This window comes from Aquimarina sp. AD10 (genome assembly GCF_003443715.1).
In the GTDB taxonomy this organism is placed as follows: Bacteria; Bacteroidota; Bacteroidia; order Flavobacteriales; family Flavobacteriaceae; genus Aquimarina; species Aquimarina aggregata.
This window is the reverse complement of the sequence record NZ_CP031965.1, coordinates 389,548-409,009: the sequence shown is the minus strand read 5'-3', so window position 1 is coordinate 409,009 and position 19,462 is coordinate 389,548. Positions and strand designations below refer to the sequence as shown.

Below are 19,462 nucleotides of genomic sequence, written 5' to 3'. Positions count from 1 at the left end.
TATCTATCTTAAGAGTGTAAAATTAGCTTTAAATTCTTTAAATTCTTCATTTTCTCTATATAAAACTTTAAACCAATAATCATTAGATGGCAATGGTTTTCCGTTAAAAGTACCGTCCCAGTTTCCTTTAGGTCCAAGATTTACAAGTAATTTACCATATCGATCAAAAATTAAAACCTCTGAAATTGTAATATTTTTAGTATCCTTAATCTGCCAAAAATCATGAAAACCATCTCCATTTGGTGTAAAATACTCAGGATAATCAGATGTTAAACTTATAGTGGTAGATAGTTCATTACACTCTCCTTTATCTCTTACTGTTATTGTATGTTCTCCTTTTGAAACTTTAGTAAACACAGCTTCTTCTTGCCAGTTGCCATTATCAATTCTATATTCATACGTTCCTAAACCTGTAACTGTAACTTCAATTGTACCGTTATTAGAAAATGCTCCCGAAATAAGTTCTGCAGTAACACTTTCTGGCGGATAAGAATCTATAACTTTAATAGTCTTAGGTAGCGTACATCCTATAGTTTTATTTGTAACTAAAACTGTATAATCTCCCGCAGTAAGTGGTAGAAATGAACTACTTGTTTCTCCGATAATCTCATTTCCTGTAATAGGTTGAATACCTGTATACCATTGAAAATCATATATTGTTGGATCTAGATTGAGGTCGATAGTATTTGTAGGTTTTAAATTGATTAATGTGCCATCCCGTTCTAAACATCTTAAATATTCATTTTCTATTTGAAATGGCTCGACAGGAAATACTGAAATTTTAAACGAAGCTATTTCATAACATTTTTGATTAAGTTCTGCTATTCTAATCCAAATGGTTTGATTTGCACTTGTATTCGTATATGCTCCGGGATTATCTATTACATTATCTGTACTTAATCCTGTATAATTCTTTGCATCGTTTTCATTTAAATGATAAGAAATATTTACCAATGAAGGGTCTTGTGCCCCTAGTACGACACTAGAATTTCTAGTAAGATCAAATACCGTTGTCGTATTTCCTTCTGGGTTACAAGAATTAATATCTACTGGTGCATTTATAATTTCTGGGGAAGCAACAAACTCAACTATTACAGAATCTGATGCTCTACATTTACCTGAAATATCAATACCAACAGTATACGTCCCATTTTGTGTAACTTCTAATTTTGCGCCTCCATCTAATATTGTGGTTCCATCTTCTGGGACCAATGGAATGCCATTTCTCATCCAAACATAAGTAGATCCTGATCCAACATTAGCATTCAGGATAATCGAATCTCCTATACATCCTGGATTACCGTTTGCAATAGTTCTATCTTCTCCTAAATCCCCACCGATATTAAAACTACCTGCAGATAAAAATACAGCAGAATCAAAATTACCATCAATATTATCTGCTATTACCAATTTTATAGTATATCGCTCATTAGGTATAACATTTCCCGATGCTTTTAACACTTTAGTATATCCATTAAAATTTATAGGTGAATTTGAGCCTATTAAATTTCTGGTATTAAAAAATTCTTCGTTTGTAGGAGGGCATTCTGCTGAATCAACAAATGTATCTATGTAATCTCCATCCATATTTAAATCAACCCCATCATGAACAGTAGTTACTCTAATAGGAATCGTTGTACCTGGTAAAACAGCCAAGTTCCTTGAATTCCCAGAAGAATCTGTAAGAATAAAAGCAAAAACATCAGAAAAAGTACAAGGAAAAGTACCAACATATTCGTCTGAAGCAAATAAAAAATCAAAACTTATAAAATCGATTGCTGGCACAAATTCAAACTGAATAAAAGATGCATTAAACAAATTTGGAGTGCTTGTAATTCGAGTTAAGTCAGCGTCTCCTCTCCATCCAGTACCATCTCCTTCTCCTGTTGTGTCAGGGTTATTAGGACCAATAGCACTTCTTGCGTTCCCAGTACTTAATACAATACCTCTATCGATCTCAAAGCCAGAACCATTTTCTTCAAAATATCCAATACCATTAAAACCAGCTGCAGTTCCTGTAGAAGATACTATATTTTCTACAACAGCGCATGGACTATCAATTAAAATATCCTCGATAAGTTGTTGCGCTGTAAATGAACGATCATCAACGGTAATTTGTCCTTTAACAATATTGGTAAAAATCATTAAGGTTATGAATAAGATATTACCAAGTATTCTTTTTACTTTCATATTTTCTGTATCTAACAGATTTTCATAGTAATTGCTATAGCTTAATAACACATTAAGTATAAAAGTCCCTACTTAAACATCAATTCTTTAACAAATACTTAACATAACTTGTTCTACAGATCTGATATTACTTAACAGACAATACTAACCGTTTTATTACTTTAGAATCTCTAAACAAAATTAACGTGAAGATTTTTTAGATTTTTCTTTAATAATATCTGCTACAGGGCGACCCTCGATATTACTTTCTAACCATGATAAGATGTCTAAATATAAAAATGCTCTTTTCTCATAAGGATGTTCTTCATATTCTTTTAATCTTTTATGTAACTTCCTAAATTCGTCTTTAATTTGATGTGGAAAAATATCCCCGAGGTTTTTTAGAAACTTGATCATTTCTTTTTGGACTTCATGTAGGTCATCCATTTTAATTAAAAAACGATATGTTTCTTTTAATTGTGTTTCCAAGTGATAGTCCATTCCGGCTTCATAATGGGCAACCAAGCTTAAAACTCTAGAGAAACACATTAAATCTTCTCGCATTTTTAATGATTTATTATTGATGATTTTAGCAAGATATTCTATACATTTTTTATGATTTGCCATTCCAAAATAAAGGCATCCAATTTTATAGTAAAAAACCATAATGTGATGATCATCAAGACGGTTTTTATAATCTTCTATACCCTTTAGAATTTCATTTACCAAATGCTCTCCTTCATCAAAAGTTCCTTCTAGAAAATGAATATTAAGTTTATTATTATAAATAAACTGAAATGATAAAACCTCTATATTATCATCTTTTGGAAACGTATCTTTATTAATAGCTTCTTCAAAATTAAATAAGGTAGATTTTAATTGCGTTTTATCCTTTATTAAAAATAAAGATTCTAACAAATAATGATTTCCTCTAAGAAAGAAAACTGGGTTTTGAATCATCATTTTAGGATGTTCATAAAATAAGTCCACCCATTTCTTAGAATAACGATAGCACGATAAAAAATCTTGAATCATAAAACTATACCATAAATGTGCTTTATATAACCATAGTTTTTCTCTGAAACCCATTAAGTTCCATTCGTACTTAGGTAATTTACTATTAAAATAATTCGTAATTATAGTATGCTCTTTATCATTACGTACATATCCACTTTTTAACATCAAACCATATAACTGAAGTGACAAATTTGATAAACGACTGGTTAATACATTTTTCATGCTCAACATCTTAGCCTCTATCGTCAGTTCATCGGCTCTGCTATTAATACTTCTTGTTATGTATTGGGTTTCTATTATTTTTTCTAATTCAACTATTTCATAAGCAACATTATGTTCTTCATTTTCTTTTGCCATGACTTTTGCCTTTTCTAATATCTTTAGGCTTTGTTTATACAGGCCCTTATGGTATAAAATAGATGCAAAGTCTAATTGTTCTCTTATCTGAGAACGCATATTTTGATGAAGAGGGCTCAATCTTAAACTTATTAATATTTGCTTGTACAGATGAGCTTTTAAATTTGAAAGTTGTTGTTTTTTCACAATTCCTTTCTTTACAATAAGATCCTCGTCTAAAATATCATGTTTATCTAAATGATTAAAAAGTGCTAAAAATTTAGAATCTGTATTTACTCCTAATCGCCCTACATACACCTTAAACTGCCTCTTTTCAGATTTAGAAAGTGATTTCACTAAAACAAACAAAGGATCTTTTTGATCAATAGTCATTGTAAGAAAATATATTGTAATTAATTGATTTGTAATTGATTAAAGTTTCACAAAATTAGTTTAGCATTGTAAAACCAGCTATCAAATACTTCCCTTTTGAATTCCCAAAATATAAATTCGTAAGAGATTTAAGAAACATCTTCTCAATAATATTTTAAAAAGATGATTTTTTTATAAAAGTACTGAACATATAATTCACTAAATTCTCATGAGCGATAATAAAGTCCAAATATTCGACACTACCCTAAGAGATGGAGAGCAAGTCCCAGGTTGTAAACTTAATACTGAGCAAAAAGTAGTACTTGCCAAACAACTTGATCTATTAGGAGTCGATATTATAGAAGCAGGATTTCCTGTCTCAAGCCCCGGAGACTTTAAATCAGTCAATGAAGTAGCTAAAATTGTAAAAAATGCTACAGTATGCGGCCTTACACGTGCCGTAGAAAATGATATCAAGGTTGCTGCAGAGGCATTAAAGTATGCTGCCAGACCAAGAATACATACTGGTATAGGAACTTCTGAATCACATATCAAATATAAATTTAATTCTACACAAGAAAAGGTAATCGAACGTGGTATTGCTGCTGTAAAATATTCAAAATCTTTTGTTGAAGATGTCGAGTTTTATGCAGAAGATGCAGGACGTACGGATAATGAATTTTTGGCAAGAGTTTGCGAAGCAATGATCAAAGCCGGAGCTACCGTACTTAATATTCCTGATACTACAGGATATTGTTTACCCGAAGAATATGGTGCTAAAATAAAGTATCTAAAAGAAAATGTAAAAGGCATACACAATGTAATTATTTCTTGTCACTGCCATAATGATTTAGGATTAGCAACAGCCAACTCAGTAGCTGGAGCTATTAATGGCGCTAGACAAATAGAATGCACTATTAATGGAATTGGAGAACGTGCCGGGAATACTTCGTTAGAAGAAGTAGTAATGGTATTAAAACAGCATCCGGATCTAGCATTAAATACAGGAATTAACACAAAACTATTGTACGAAACAAGTCTTATGGTTTCTGATCATATGGGAGTACTTGTACAACCAAATAAGGCTATAGTAGGTGCTAATGCTTTTGCACATAGTTCAGGAATACATCAGGATGGCGTGATCAAAAATCGCGAGACTTATGAAATCATAAACCCTGCAGACGTAGGAGTAACAGAATCTGCAATAGTGTTAACCGCAAGAAGTGGTAGAGCAGCTTTGGCCTATAGAGCAAAGAAAGTAGGATATGAATTAACCAAGTTACAATTAGACGATGTTTATACCGAATTTTTAAATTTTGCAGATAAAAAGAAAGAAGTTATCGATGAAGATATTCATCAAATCATGAAAAATACAAATGTAGCAGCCGCCGTTGTTGCATAAATACTATATAACATACTTCGAAATATAAATTACACATATCAGTTAATAATTTGAAGTATTTTTAAGAGAAACGAATGAAAAAGACCTTATTTGATAAAGTTTGGGACGCACATGTCGTCAAAGAGATAGAAAACGGTCCTCAGATATTGTATATCGATAAACACCTTATCCACGAAGTTACAAGTCCCCAAGCATTTGGAGAGCTAGAACAACGTGGAATTCCTGTTTTTAGACCAGATCAAATTGTAGCTACGGCCGATCATAATACACCAACTGTCGATCAACATTTACCCGTAAAAGACGCTTTGTCAAGAAATCAATTGGCTCAGCTTACCGAAAATTGTAAAAAAAACAACATTACCTTATACGGACTTGGTCATAAATATAATGGCATTGTGCATGTTATGGCACCAGAGTTGGGGATTACGCAACCAGGAATGACTATGGTTTGTGGTGATAGCCATACCTCTACTCACGGAGCCTTTGGCACTATTGCTTTTGGAATAGGAACCAGCCAGGTAGCACAAGTTTTTGCTAGCCAAAGTTTACTACTTCAAAAACCAAAAAGTCTACGTGTAAACGTAAACGGAACCTTAAAGTCTGGCGTATTACCAAAAGATGTAATACTATATATTATCTCAAAACTAGGTACAAATGCAGGTACAGGGTATTTTTGCGAATACGCAGGTAATGTATTTGAAGAAATGTCTATGGAAGGCCGTATGACGGTTTGTAATATGAGTATTGAAATGGGAGCTCGTGGTGGTATGATTGCTCCTGATCAAACTACATTTGACTATGTAAAAGGTAGAGAATTTGCTCCTCAAGGGGCTGATTTTGATAAAAAGGTAGCCTATTGGAAAACATTGCCGACAGATGAAAATGCGATTTTTGATAAAGAATATCACTTTGATGCCGCCGATATCGAACCTATGATCACCTACGGAACTAATCCTGGAATGGGTATTAAAATATCAGAAAATATCCCAGTAGAAAATAATGCTTCTTTTGAAAAATCATTAGCATACATGAATTTTGAAAAAGGACAATCTCTAGTAGATAAAGAGATCAATTATGTGTTTATAGGGAGCTGTACAAATAGTAGAATAGAAGATTTTAGAGTAGCAGCAAATTATATAAAAGGAAAGAAAAAAGCTGATAACGTCACTGCCTGGTTTGTACCGGGTTCACAACAAGTTGCAGAACAGATCGTACAAGAAGGTCTTAATGAAGTTTTTGAAAATGCAGGGTTCACCCTTAGACAACCCGGTTGTTCAGCCTGTTTAGCGATGAATGATGATAAAATACCAGAAGGAGAATATTGTGTATCTACTTCTAATCGAAATTTTGAAGGAAGACAAGGACAAGGATCAAGAACAATTTTAGCAAGTCCATTGGTAGCAGCAGCAACAGCAATCGAAGGAAAAATTATTGACATTACTAAACAACTTAATTAATCATGGATAAGTTTGTAAAATTAAGCTCTACTGCTATACCATTGGCTATAGAAAATGTAGACACCGATCAGATTATTCCAGCTCGTTTTTTAAAAGCTACCAATCGTGATGGTTTTGGAAAAAATCTTTTTAGAGATTGGCGTTTTCATAAAGATGGAAGTGAAAATGAAGAGTTCGTTCTAAATGACACAAAATTTCAAGGCAGTATTCTAGTTGCCGGAGATAATTTTGGATGCGGTTCTAGTAGAGAACACGCAGCATGGGCCATTCATGATTTTGGATTTAAAGTTGTTGTTTCAAGTTTTTTTGCAGATATTTTTAAGGGAAATGCACTAAATAACGGAGTATTACCTGTACAAGTATCTCCAGAATTCTTAAAAGAACTATTTGATGCTATCGAAAAAGATTCAAAAACAGAAATCCAAGTAGATTTAGAAAATCAACAAATAACACTTTTAGCTACAGGAGCATCTGCTATATTTGAAATTAATCCGTACAAAAAAACATGTCTAATTAATGGATATGATGATATTGACTTTTTACTAAGCAATACTTCAGAAATAGAAGCTTTCGAGAAAACCTTATCATAAATATAATTTACCTTTATAATTAGGCTTGTGCAAATAGAAGTCACATTTTTGAACATCCTGATATAACCAAATAAATAAAAAATTGAAATAAAGAAATAAATAGATGAAATTAGATATCGCAGTATTATCAGGAGACGGTATTGGGCCAGAAGTAACCGCCCAGGCTATAAAGGCATTAGAGGCTGTTGCCCATAGTTTTGACCACACTTTTATTTTTAAAGAAGCTTTAGTAGGTGCTATAGCAATAGACAAAACCGGAAACCCTTTACCTAACGAGACATTAGAATTGTGTGTTAATACAGACGCTGTCTTGTTTGGTGCAATCGGGGATCCTAAATATGACAATAATCCCAGCGCGCCCGTTAGACCAGAACAGGGGCTTTTAAAATTAAGAAAAGAACTTGGATTATATACGAATATTAGACCCGTAAAAGCATATCCTACACTGATAGATCAATCTCCTTTAAAAAGAGATATCATAGAAGGTACTGATATTTCAATATATAGAGAACTTACAGGCGGTATTTATTTCGGGAAAAAACATTTAAGTGATGACGGTACTGTAGCTTCTGACCTTTGTGAATATTCTAAAATGGAAATAGAACGAGTGGCACATTTGGCATTTAAAGCTGCACAAAAAAGAAAAAACAAACTAACTCTGGTTGACAAAGCCAATGTGTTAGAATCGTCAAGATTATGGAGAAAAGTCGTAACCGAGGTAGCGCAAGAATATAAAGACGTAACACTGGACTTCTTATTTGTTGATAATGCTGCTATGCAAATGATCTTAAACCCTAGTCAATTTGATGTCATCCTTACCGAAAATATGTTTGGCGATATTATATCAGACGAGGCCAGCGTTATTGGTGGTTCTATCGGTTTATTAGCTTCTGCTTCTGTTGGAGATAATTGTTGCATGTTTGAACCTATACATGGCTCGTACCCACAAGCTACCGGAAAAGGAATAGCTAACCCTATTGCTGCAATTTTATCTGCTGCGATGTTATTAGAACATTTTGATTTAGTAGGAGAAGCTAATGCTATTAGAGACGCTGTAGAAAAAGCCTTAGAACTAAATATTACGACACCAGATTTAAATACTAGTAATCCACTATCTACAGAAAAGGTTGGAGATTTTATTACAGATTACATTTTAAATCCAGAAGATTCTAATATTAATTTTGAAAATATTCATGTAGGGCAATCTACAATTATATAATTTTCTGCTAATCTAATTTCATTTACAGATTAGTATTCAAACTGTTTTGTTTAGTCAAAAGCAACTAAGGAATTCCTTAGTTGCTTTTTTTATGTGAATAACATAAGCAATCAAGAAGAACAGACACTACTAATAAAACTATGATCTCCAAATCATTAAAAACAAGTAGTTACCATACGTTCTAAAATCTGAATCAAGTAGTTATTAACAAAATATTCTCCAAGTCCTAATAGGTAGTATTCTTTTATATCTTCGCCCGCACTTTTACAACCTATTTCTTTGAAATACCTTATTAATCCTCTATAGAAAAGAATATTTTTTTAGCAGGAAATACACTGTATCTCAAAATTTCAAAAAACAAAATAAATTAATTAGGTAACAAATTTAATTATAAAGACATAAATACATATCACTACAAACCTCTAAACAAAAATGAAGAAAATACTAACGATTATTTTACTACTTGGAAACTTTATTAGTATTCAAGCACAAATCACCGAATTACCCAATGGAAATGTCGGCATAGGAACTACTACTCCATTAGATAAATTTGACATTCATCAAGGAGGACTTACTTTATCTACTCCAAATCAAGGAATAGGATATGGAAAAAATCTTAATGGAATTACATGGGTTGTAGATGATGATAGTGCAGGAAGAATTAGTGAAACCGCGGCAGCAATTAGGTTTCTAGGAACTTCAAATTGGAATGGTTCCACAAGCCCTAGTCTTTTAAGTTTTGAAACTATTGGTGCTGCTGGTGAAGGAACTGTTCAACGAATGATAATTGATCATAAAGGAAATGTAGGAATCGGAACTAATAATCCATTTGACAAATTTGATATTCATCAAGGAGGAATTACTTTATCAACTCCAAACCAAGGAATAGCCAATGGAAAAAACCTTAATGGAATTACATGGGTTGTAGATGATGATAGTGCAGGAAGAATTAGTGAAACTGCGGCAGCAATTAGGTTTCTAGGAACTGGAAATTGGAATGGTTCCACAAGCCCTAGTCTTTTAAGTTTTGAAACTATTGGTGTTGCAAATAGTGGTACAATTCAACGAATGGTTATAGATCATCTGGGAAATGTAGGTATTGGCACTACTGCTCCTGACTCTAAGCTAACCGTAAAAGGAAAAATACATGCCGAAGAAATTAAAGTGGACCTAAGTGTTCCTGCTCCAGACTATGTGTTTAAAAAAGACTATGATTTATTAACCATAGCACAAGTACAACAACATATCAAAGAAAAGGGTCATTTACCCAATATCCCATCTGCAAAAGTTCTGGAAACCGAAGGTGTTGATCTAGGATTGATGAATATGAAATTGTTGGAAAAAATTGAAGAGCTTACCCTTTACACTATTGATCAAGAAAATAAAATAAAAAAATTAGAAAATCAAAGCTCTAAAATTGAAGATTTAGAGAAAAAAATAACATTACTAATAACACAACTAAAGAAATAAGATGAAAAAAATAATTGTAACAGGATTTTTATTAGCAAGTTTTATAGTAACACAAGCACAAATCACCGAATTACCCAATGGAAATGTCGGCATAGGAACTACTACTCCCGAAGCAAAACTACAAATAGAAACCGATAAATGGTCACCATCCTTATTTACCTTAAAAGACACCCATTACACTCCTTTTCAAACCTATCATTTTCAGATTGAAAGCGATGGATTAAAAATCAAACAAAATGATGCCATCCATTACCAATTTAAATCGGGTGGGAACTTTATTGTAAATCAAGGCAATCTTGGTATAGGTGTTACAAACCCATCTCAAAAGTTACAGGTTGACGCTTTAAATAGCTCTATTCAAGTACAACTTAACAGAGTCGGAAGCGGTGAAGGAAAGGTTGATTTTGGTGCAGACGATAAAGGTTTACACTATTGGGTTGGTGGTTATGATGGATTTGGAAAAGAAGAATTCTTTATACAAACTAATGGTAACATAGGAATAGGAACCAATTCTCCTTCAGGAAAACTACAAATTGAAACAGATAAATGGTCCAATTCGCTCTTGACATTAAAAGATACACACTATTCGCCTAATCAAATTTATAATTTTCAAATAGAAAGTGATGGATTAAAAATCAAACAAGATAATATCATTAATTATCAGTTTAAATCCGGAGGAAATTTTATTGTTAACAACGGACGTGTAGGAATTGGCACTACGGCACCAGATGCCAAACTCAGCGTGAAAGGAAAAATACATGCCGAAGAAGTAAAAATAGATTTAAGTGTTCCTGCACCGGATTATGTATTTAAAAAAGACTATGATCTATTAACTATAGCACAAGTACAACAACATATCAAAGAAAAGGGTCATTTACCCAATATCCCATCTGCAAAAGTTCTGGAAACCGAAGGTGTTGATCTAGGATTGATGAATATGAAATTGTTGGAAAAAATCGAAGAGCTTACCCTCTATACTATTGATCAGGAAAATAAAATAAAAAAATTAGAGAAGAAAATGGCATTAATATTAACTCAAATAAAAAAGTAATATGAAACCAATATTTATATTAACTATACTCATAGCAATTGGTTTTCAGGCTTACGCCCAAGTTCCAAATAAGAATGAAACTGAACTTCCTTCTGAAGGGGCTATTTCAGAAGGAAGTTGGGGAAATTATTTACTTTCTAACAATACCACGACTAGAGCTTTACGAATTGGAGTATCAAATGACGGATATACTAGAGGGGAAATAGAAATAGATAATAATAACTCTATAGGAAGTAATATCATTTTTAAAACTACCAATATAAACGGTGGGGCTTTATCAAGAATGATAATAAAAGATAATGGAAATGTAGGGATCGGCATGTCAAATCCAACTCACAAATTAGAAATTCAAGGTTCTTTAGCCTTAAAAAATGGTAATACTGATCTTCTTTTATATAGGGATAACGATGTAGGCGATTGGTCCTTATTAAGAACAAATACAGGAAATGGTATTGGTTTAATAGGCCAACCTGATGTCGTAGCACTGTCTGTTTCAAGAACAACAAGTAACGTTGGTATTGGCACAACTAATCCAACGGCTAAACTGCATGTTGAAGGGAATGGTATTCGTGCACAAAGGTTTTCAGTTTCTAATATTAATGATAGAATAAACGATAGCCCGTGGTACGGTACAGGAAGGTCAAATTTTACCGATTTATCTAATGATGATCAGGTCTCCTCTGTACAATTAGCCGGATACTATGGTATTTTATTAAAAACCTCTTCTGGTTCTATAGGGATTCACCAAAATGGAAATGTCGGTATCGGAACTTCAAAACCAGACTCAAAACTAACGGTAAAAGGTAAAATACATGCCGAAGAAGTAAAAATAGATTTAAGTGTTCCTGCACCGGATTATGTATTTAAAAAAGACTATGATCTATTAACTATAGCACAAGTACAACAGCATATCAAAGAAAAGGGTCATTTACCCAATATCCCATCTGCAAAAGTTTTAGAAACTGAAGGTGTTGATCTAGGCCTTATGAATATGAAACTCTTAGAAAAAATTGAAGAGCTTACCCTCTACACTATTGATCAGGAAAAACGATTACAGCAACAGACGACGGTCAATAAAAAACTTCAAAGCAAAAATAATGAGCTGGAGGCTCGACTTGTTACAATAGAAAAACTACTTATTAAAGAATAAATCCATGAAAAAGTATATTGCATTAACAATCTTATCTATACTGCATTTTGTAGGCTTATCTCAAGATAGCAAAGGCTATTTTTCAGAATTAATTCCTCCAAGTCCAACTACTTCGGAGTTAGGAAAATTTGGAGAAGTTCCTGTTGGAAAATATAATGGAACTGCAAATATTGGCGTCCCAATTCATCAAATTTCTTTTCAAGAAATTTCTATTCCCATTAGTCTTTCTTATAATACTGGTGGAATTAAGGTATCACAAGAAGCTTCTTGGGTCGGATTAGGATGGAATTTATCTGCAAATGCTATTATATCCAGACAGATAAAAGGATATGATGATTTGACCAATAATGAAGGAGCCGTAGGTTATTTGTTTAGTAACAATTATACTTATCCTCTATCAGCTACTCAACAACAAGAGTTAGTAACCGCATATAGTACAAATCCAATAGATACTGAACCAGATTTGTTTAACATTAGTCTTTTTGGTCAATCTATTAAGTTTACTCTTCCAAAAAAAGGAAATACCAATACTATTAGCGCAAACGTACTAAACAATGCAAATACAAAGGTATTTTATAACACAAGTACTAAATCTTTTGAAATTATTAATAGTCTTGGCTACCGCTTCTTTTTTGGTAGTAAAGAGTTTACCACAGCATATAGAAGTGGTTTAGGTGGATCTGGTACTTTAGATACCGAGGAAAGTGCTCTGGGTGTAATTAATTATCAAACAGCTGATGGTAGCAGAACAAGACACAAAGTTTCTTCTTGGCATTTAGATAAAATACAAGCTCCCAATGGTGAGGAGTTGTTTTTCTCCTATCAGAAAGGGTTTCATATGAGTTATCCTTCATTTTCAGAATCTCGTGATTTTAACTTATGTGATTTTGGAGGAACTGTAAATGGTCTTGATCATATCGATGGCGAAGTATCTACTAAGACAATCACTGGATATATTACTGGTTTTGAAAGTTTATATCTAAATCAAATTTCTGGTAGATTTGGTAGTGTAACTTTTGGACTTACAGATAGAGAAGATATTTCTTCTAGATTTCAAACTCCATTTACATTTCCTTTAGCCATTCCGGTAGATATAAACCAAAAACCTAAAAAATTATCTTCTATTGTTATTAAAGATTATAATGGAGTAATTAGAAAATCTGCCAGTTTAACTCATACCTATTTTAATGCCGATAAAAATCAAGATACAGATGACTATAAAAAAGAAAAATACCTTCGTTTGAAACTTGACGAGGTAGTAGTTCTTAATCAAAAATTTAGCTTTGATTATATATCTTCAAATTCATTGCCTGCAAAAAACTCGAAAGCTGAAGATTTTTGGGGATTTTATAATGGAAAAGATAATACTAACCGTATACCATCTTTTGGTAGAGTTGTGAGATGCGCAATCAATAATAAAAATGCTTTTTTAGATTTTGAAGGTGTAAATCGAGGAAGTGATATTACGTATGGTAAAATTGGATTGTTAGAAAAGGTTACTTATCCTACAAAAGGATATACAGTTTTTGAGTATGAAAGTAATAAGGCTACTATTGATAAACCTACTGTTGACTATAGTGATCCATATACAAATTCAACCGGTTTTAGTTATAATTATCAATATCTAAAACGAACTAACCTACAAAGTTTCTATACCCCAATTGGATCAGGAAGCATATTTACCATTAACTCTGCACAAGATTTACCGTTTAGTTATAATTTCAAAGCTTCTACAGGTTTTCAATGTGGTTATAACTGTCACTTAGGTGCCGCCGGACCACAATATGTTTTTAGAATAGAAAATGTTAACGATCCATCAAAGGTCTATGAAATCATAAAATATGCCAATGTCTCTTCTGTAAGCGAAGAAAGTCTTAATCTACCTAACGGTACATATAAACTAAAAATTAATTCTTATGACTGGCCTCCTGGAGGGTTTTCAGCAGCTGTTTCGGCAAAAAACCCTAAAGCATTCTATATCAAATCCCCAGATGTAAATTCCTTTCCTTTTGAAGAATTTGAAGTCGGAGGTGCTCGAGTAAAATCTGTAACTAATAAAGATCATAATAATCAATTCATTACTAAAAAAACATATACTTACACAGAAGGTAAATACGGAACAACCGTTTCTTCTGGAGTTCTTATGAATGAATTAGTATACCATTCAAAAGCTGGTGTTTATGATTACACGCCTCAAGATTTTGGAGGAAGATTCACAATGTCTTCTGGTAATCCACTAAACTTAGACTACGCCGCACAAGGAAGTCATATAGGCTATAGTTTTGTCGAAGAAAGAAATGAAACCGAAGACGGTAGTAACAATGGAGTAATTAGATCTAATTTTGTAAACACAAAAAATCAACACCTTTCAATGTTTATAGGAGCTACCTATGAATATGCATTAGAATCAGCACAAATTAGTCAGTCATACACAGATGTCCACTACGGCAATGCCTATTTGATTGGTGTAGACCCTATCTCTTTTGACTATAAAAACGGTAATTTATTTACTGAAGAAATTATTGATGTAAATGGTGAAACTAAATCTTTCATTAACTACGCCACATATCAAGATGTTACTTTAACATCAGTTCCTGTTGTAAGAGCTCACTTAACAACTGTTAATGTAATTGCTTCATATGGATATACTCAAAAAGGGCAATTATCGCTTTTGACACAAAAAGAAAATTCCGAATATCATAACAACAAAGTTATAAAGACCGTTCAAACGAATACCTATAACGAAAGATATTTACCAGAACTAAGTACTACTTCTACTTCAGAAAATAACACTATCCTTAAATCATATACCTATTACCCTTTTGATAGCGAAAATGGGATTTCAACAAAACCATATATGCAAGATTTAGTAAATCAAAATCGAATAGCAATTCCTGTATTCACAAAAAATTTAAAAGACAATACTGTTTTAAATGAACGATTAACATTTTTTGATGAATTTTCAACAACTAATATGATTTTACCGTCTAAAATACAGGATAGTAAACAATCAGGGAATTTAGAGGATCGCTTTTTCTTTCACGACTATGATGCCAATAATAATGTATTAGAAGTTTCCTTAACTAAGGATACACACACGGTTTATGTTTGGGGGTACAATAAACAATATGCCATTGCTAAAATTCAAAACACCACATATGCCGAGGTTGCAGGTGCATTAGGTATTACCGTAGCAGCACTCAAAAATTTGGATGAAGGCGCTATGTCTTCATTAAATTCATTAAGAGAAAAATTACCACAAGCAATGACTTCTACGTATACCTATGATCCAATTATTGGTGTCACTAGTATGACTGATCCAAGGGGATATACCATGTATTATCATTATGATCTCTTTAACCGTCTGGAATTTGTAAAAGATGCCGATGGTAATCTCGTATCAGAAAACAAGTATAACTACAAAAACTAATCAAGACCATGAGAAAAATAGCAAAATATATCGCGGTTGCCTTACTTTTTGTAGGTAGTATTGCGCAGGCACAAACTCCAGCTAACATCGTAAAAGAAGGAGATTATACAATTACAAGTACAGAAACACTTACGGCTACACAAAGTATCACCTTAAAACCTAATTCCTGGATCAAAGAAGGAAGTAACTTTTCTGCAGTAGTTACACCAGATGCATACATCCCTATTAGTTTGAATATAGATGAAAACTATATATTTACTAGAGTATATCAAGAAGCTAAAACGACACCTAATGCTATTAGCAATAATAGTGATGTGATCGAGAGTATCTCGTATTTTGATGGCTTAGGTAGACCAAAACAACAAATAGCCATAAAGGCATCTCCAGATCAAAAAGATATTGTTAATCATATTACTTATGACACTTTTGGGAGACAAGCGAAACAATATCTTCCTTTTGAGCGCCAAGCTGGTGCTGTAGGAAGTTATAATCCTGTCAATATCAATACAGATATTAATAGTTATTACCAAAATAAATATGCTGCAGATTTTGCAGGAGTTACACCAGCAAATGTAAACGCTTATTCAGAGAGTAATTTTGAATCTTCTCCTTTAAACAGAGTGCTAGAGCAAGGGGCACCTGGTACAGACTGGAAAGCCAATCCAAATAGTGATACAGATCATACCGTTAAATTTGATTGGGCTACAAATACAGCTACAGAAGTATTTTATTTTGACATCAATTTTACAAATGATAACCCAGAAACACCAACATTAATCAAAAATGGATATTACAATGCAGATGAATTATTAATAACCATCACTAAAGACGAAAACTGGCAACCTGGACAAACACATACTAATGATCATACTACCAAAGAGTATACAGATAAACAAGGGCGTGTAGTCTTAAAAAGAACATATAATACCAATGTTCCTCATGATACCTATTATGTATATGATGATTTTGGTAATCTTACTTATATGATCCCTCCAAAAGTAACCTTAAGTGCTACAGATGGTGTGAGTGCTACTGAATTATCTGAGTTATGTTATCAATACAAATATGATTACAGAAACCGCTTGATCGAAAAGAAAATACCCGGTAAAGGCATCGAATCTATTGTATATGATAATCTTGATCGTCCTGTACTTACTCAAGAAGCAAATCAAGCAGCCAAAAGCCCTAAAGAATGGTTATTTACCAAATATGATGCGTTAGGTAGAGTAATCTATACCGGGATTCATAAAAACAATAAAAATAGAGCTGCTATACAATCAGATCATTTTACTGATAAAACTGCGCTACAAAACTATGAAACCAAAGTATCTACAGGTTCTGGGTATGACAATACCTATTATAGTAATGACGATTTCCCAAATACCAACCTTGAGGTATTAACGGTAAATTATTATGACAATTACTATTTTGATAAAGTAACACTTGCCTTACCATCAAAAAGTTATGGTGTAGATATTGTAAATTATGATGATGCTAATACAACACAAACCAGGGGTCTTAGCACAGGGAGTCGCGTTAAGGTATTGACCACTAACAATTGGATTACAACCATTACTGGGTATGACAAAAAAGCCAGACCAATTTATATTGCTAGTAAAAATGACTTTTTAAATACTACTGATGTCATAGAAAGTAAATTAGATTTTTCGGGTAAAGTGTTACAAACCAAAACTACCCATACCAAAGATAGTAACCCTGCTATAGTAACCATAGATAGTTTTACATATGATCATGTAGCTAGACTACTAACTCAAAATCAACAAATCAACTCACAAACACCAGAAAGCATAGTTGCTAACACGTATGATGAAATAGGGCAGTTAGCCTCTAAAGAAGTGGGTGGTGGATTGCAAGATGTGGACTATACGTACAACGTGCGTGGATGGTTAAAGAGTATTAACCAAGGCACTACGGCTAATGGAGACCTTTTTGGCTTTACCTTAGATTATAATAATGGTTCTAATGCTTTGTACAACGGTAATATTACTAAAACTTCATGGCAAACCGCAAATGATAATGTGACCAGAGGTTATGCGTATACTTATGATGCGTTAAATAGACTAAAGTATGGAGCTTTTACAGGTACTAATCCAGGTTCTGCAGAATATGATATGGGCGTTAGTTATGATAAAAATGGAAATATAAAAGATTTATATCGCTTTGATGCAGGAGGATATAGCAATGTAATGGATAATCTTACCTACACCTATGATAGTGGTAATAAATTACTATCTGTAAGTGATACTGGTTTCGACAGAGGATTCAAAGATGGTAATACCTCTGGTAATGATTTTGATTATGATATTAACGGTAATATGACCGAAGATAAAAACAAGGGCATTACAAGCATAACCTATAATCATTTAAACTTACCAGAAACAGTTTCTATATCGAATGCTCAAGGAACAGGAATTATTTCTTATTTTTACGATGCAACTGGGACAAAATTAAAAAAGATTGCGCCTAGTGGAAGTTCTTCAATAGAAACAGAATATGCTGGTAACTATGTCTACAAATCTGGTAATCTTGAATTCTTTGGTCATTCTGAAGGTATTGTAGAAAAGGAAGCAGACGGCTATAAATATATTTATCAATATAGAGATTATCTAGGTAATATACGATTATCGTATAGCGACACCAATAACGATGGGCTGATCGCACAAGCTGAAATTATTGAGGAGTATAACTACTATCCTTTTGGACTACAACATAAAGGATACAATGATATTATTAGAGGTAAAAAACACCCTTATGGCTTTGGTGGGAAAGAAGAGCAGGACGAATTAGGTATTGGTTGGCTAGATTTTCATGCCAGAAATTATGATGCTAGCATTGGTCGTTGGATGAATGTTGATCCTTTGGCTGATCAATTTATAAACCAAACTCCTTATAATTATGCCAATAATAATCCCAAATATTTTGTAGATCCAGACGGGATGGCATCGCAAGCGATACCCTCAAATATTGGAACAAGTACTATTACCGATAGCCCAAGAGGTAAAAGAGAAGAAGAGAAACCTAACGGAGAAAAACCTAATAAATTTAAACAGTATTTTGATGCAAAATTAAGCCAATATCAATCAATTACAGGTGTTTCAGCTAGCCAAAGCATAGGTACTAGTATAAATGTTTTTTTTAGTAAGTATTCTAATAGTTTTAATGAAAGTTTTGCCAATGCATTTTCAGGAATTAAAACTCTGTTTACAAACCCTTTAGCTTTATTAAGAGTTCCTTCTACCAGAGAAATAGTACAAAATCAGATAGATAATATACCTAGTGGGCGATTGTTATCTTTTGGAGTTAAGCAACAAATAGCAATAATGCAAGGTGACCCAACGGCATTGGGTGCTGTACATGGAGCAGAATTTGGTAGAGCAAGTATTGACTTAGCAGGTATAGCAATTGGTGCTGGTATTAGTAGAGGTTTAAGTAGTGCTAGATTTATTTCATTTTCAGGATGGAAGGGTATTGGTATAGGTAGTTCGGAATTTACGATTGGTTATCGACAAACAACAGGAATAGGTTTTTCTTATAGAACAACTAGAAATAATATAACTCTTGCTAAAGATTTTCATACTATAGGAGGAAAGTTTCAGTATCATTATCATTACTATGAAGCTGGTAAATTTACTAGAGGGCATCTTTCCCCTGGTTTATTGAGAGGGAATGGTTACCGATTTAATGATTTATGGCAAGGCCTACCTAATGTAAGATGGAAGAAGTCACCTCTTTGGAGAGCATTAGAAAATTCAAAATACTAATAGATTTAGGATAAATT

General features: G+C 33.1%; 11 protein-coding genes. 9 read left to right on the top strand and 2 right to left on the bottom strand.

All coding sequences use genetic code 11. The features are described from left to right. Nucleotides 1–3: 3 nt before the first annotated feature. Nucleotides 4–2,190 (bottom strand): T9SS type B sorting domain-containing protein, encoded by a 2,187-nt coding sequence (locus D1816_RS01440; RefSeq protein WP_118500901.1) that lies wholly within the window; start codon nt 2,188–2,190, stop codon nt 4–6. Between the two features lie 180 nt (nt 2,191–2,370). After that, nucleotides 2,371–3,915, bottom strand: coding sequence for a hypothetical protein (locus tag D1816_RS01435; protein ID WP_066311755.1), 1,545 nt, complete (start codon nt 3,913–3,915; stop codon nt 2,371–2,373). Nucleotides 3,916–4,123: 208 nt separating this feature from the next. On the opposite strand from D1816_RS01435, the gene D1816_RS01430 reads away from it, so the two are divergent. The 9 genes from D1816_RS01430 to D1816_RS01390 all read left to right on the top strand — a co-directional run bounded on the left by D1816_RS01430 (nt 4,124) and on the right by D1816_RS01390 (nt 19,445). Next, entirely contained in the window at nt 4,124–5,296 is a 1,173-nt protein-coding gene (locus D1816_RS01430; protein WP_082832353.1) for a 2-isopropylmalate synthase, read from the top strand. Nucleotides 5,297–5,370: 74 nt separating this feature from the next. Then, entirely contained in the window at nt 5,371–6,753 is a 1,383-nt protein-coding gene (gene leuC / locus D1816_RS01425) for a 3-isopropylmalate dehydratase large subunit (protein WP_066311757.1), read from the top strand. A 2-nt stretch (nt 6,754–6,755) separates the two neighbouring features. Continuing rightward, entirely contained in the window at nt 6,756–7,343 is a 588-nt protein-coding gene (gene leuD / locus D1816_RS01420) for a 3-isopropylmalate dehydratase small subunit (protein ID WP_118500900.1), read from the top strand. A gap of 103 nt (nt 7,344–7,446) precedes the next feature. Next, the gene (gene leuB / locus D1816_RS01415; RefSeq protein WP_066311761.1) at nt 7,447–8,562 is read left to right on the top strand and encodes a 3-isopropylmalate dehydrogenase; all 1,116 of its coding nucleotides are present in this window, start codon (nt 7,447–7,449) and stop codon (nt 8,560–8,562) included. A 432-nt stretch (nt 8,563–8,994) separates the two neighbouring features. Beyond that, the gene (locus D1816_RS01410) at nt 8,995–10,032 is read left to right on the top strand and encodes a tail fiber protein (protein ID WP_118500899.1); all 1,038 of its coding nucleotides are present in this window, start codon (nt 8,995–8,997) and stop codon (nt 10,030–10,032) included. Nucleotide 10,033: 1 nt separating this feature from the next. Beyond that, nucleotides 10,034–11,083, top strand: a complete 1,050-nt coding sequence (locus tag D1816_RS01405; RefSeq protein WP_118500898.1) for a tail fiber protein — start codon at nt 10,034–10,036, stop codon at nt 11,081–11,083. 1 nt (nt 11,084) lies between these two features. Further along, complete coding sequence (locus D1816_RS01400) at nt 11,085–12,233, top strand: tail fiber protein (protein WP_118500897.1); 1,149 nt, start codon at nt 11,085–11,087, stop codon at nt 12,231–12,233. Nucleotides 12,234–12,237: 4 nt separating this feature from the next. Further along, a complete protein-coding gene (locus D1816_RS01395) occupies nt 12,238–15,663 on the top strand; it encodes a hypothetical protein (protein WP_118500896.1) in 3,426 nt (1,141 codons plus the stop codon). A gap of 8 nt (nt 15,664–15,671) precedes the next feature. Further along, nucleotides 15,672–19,445, top strand: coding sequence for a DUF6443 domain-containing protein (locus D1816_RS01390; protein ID WP_118500895.1), 3,774 nt, complete (start codon nt 15,672–15,674; stop codon nt 19,443–19,445). The last annotated feature ends 17 nt before the right edge of the window (nt 19,446–19,462 follow it).

Excerpts from the sequence above, each read along its gene's own strand:
- leuC (WP_066311757.1), top strand. The coding sequence starts at position 5,371 with ATGAAAAAGACCTTATTTGATAAAGTTTGGGACGCACATGTCGTCAAA.
- D1816_RS01410 (WP_118500899.1), top strand. The coding sequence starts at position 8,995 with ATGAAGAAAATACTAACGATTATTTTACTACTTGGAAACTTTATTAGT.
- leuB (WP_066311761.1), top strand. The coding sequence starts at position 7,447 with ATGAAATTAGATATCGCAGTATTATCAGGAGACGGTATTGGGCCAGAA.
- D1816_RS01440 (WP_118500901.1), bottom strand. The coding sequence starts at position 2,190 with ATGAAAGTAAAAAGAATACTTGGTAATATCTTATTCATAACCTTAATG.
- D1816_RS01430 (WP_082832353.1), top strand. The coding sequence starts at position 4,124 with ATGAGCGATAATAAAGTCCAAATATTCGACACTACCCTAAGAGATGGA.
- D1816_RS01390 (WP_118500895.1), top strand. The coding sequence starts at position 15,672 with ATGAGAAAAATAGCAAAATATATCGCGGTTGCCTTACTTTTTGTAGGT.
- D1816_RS01435 (WP_066311755.1), bottom strand. The coding sequence starts at position 3,915 with ATGACTATTGATCAAAAAGATCCTTTGTTTGTTTTAGTGAAATCACTT.
- D1816_RS01405 (WP_118500898.1), top strand. The coding sequence starts at position 10,034 with ATGAAAAAAATAATTGTAACAGGATTTTTATTAGCAAGTTTTATAGTA.
- D1816_RS01400 (WP_118500897.1), top strand. The coding sequence starts at position 11,085 with ATGAAACCAATATTTATATTAACTATACTCATAGCAATTGGTTTTCAG.
- leuD (WP_118500900.1), top strand. The coding sequence starts at position 6,756 with ATGGATAAGTTTGTAAAATTAAGCTCTACTGCTATACCATTGGCTATA.
- D1816_RS01395 (WP_118500896.1), top strand. The coding sequence starts at position 12,238 with ATGAAAAAGTATATTGCATTAACAATCTTATCTATACTGCATTTTGTA.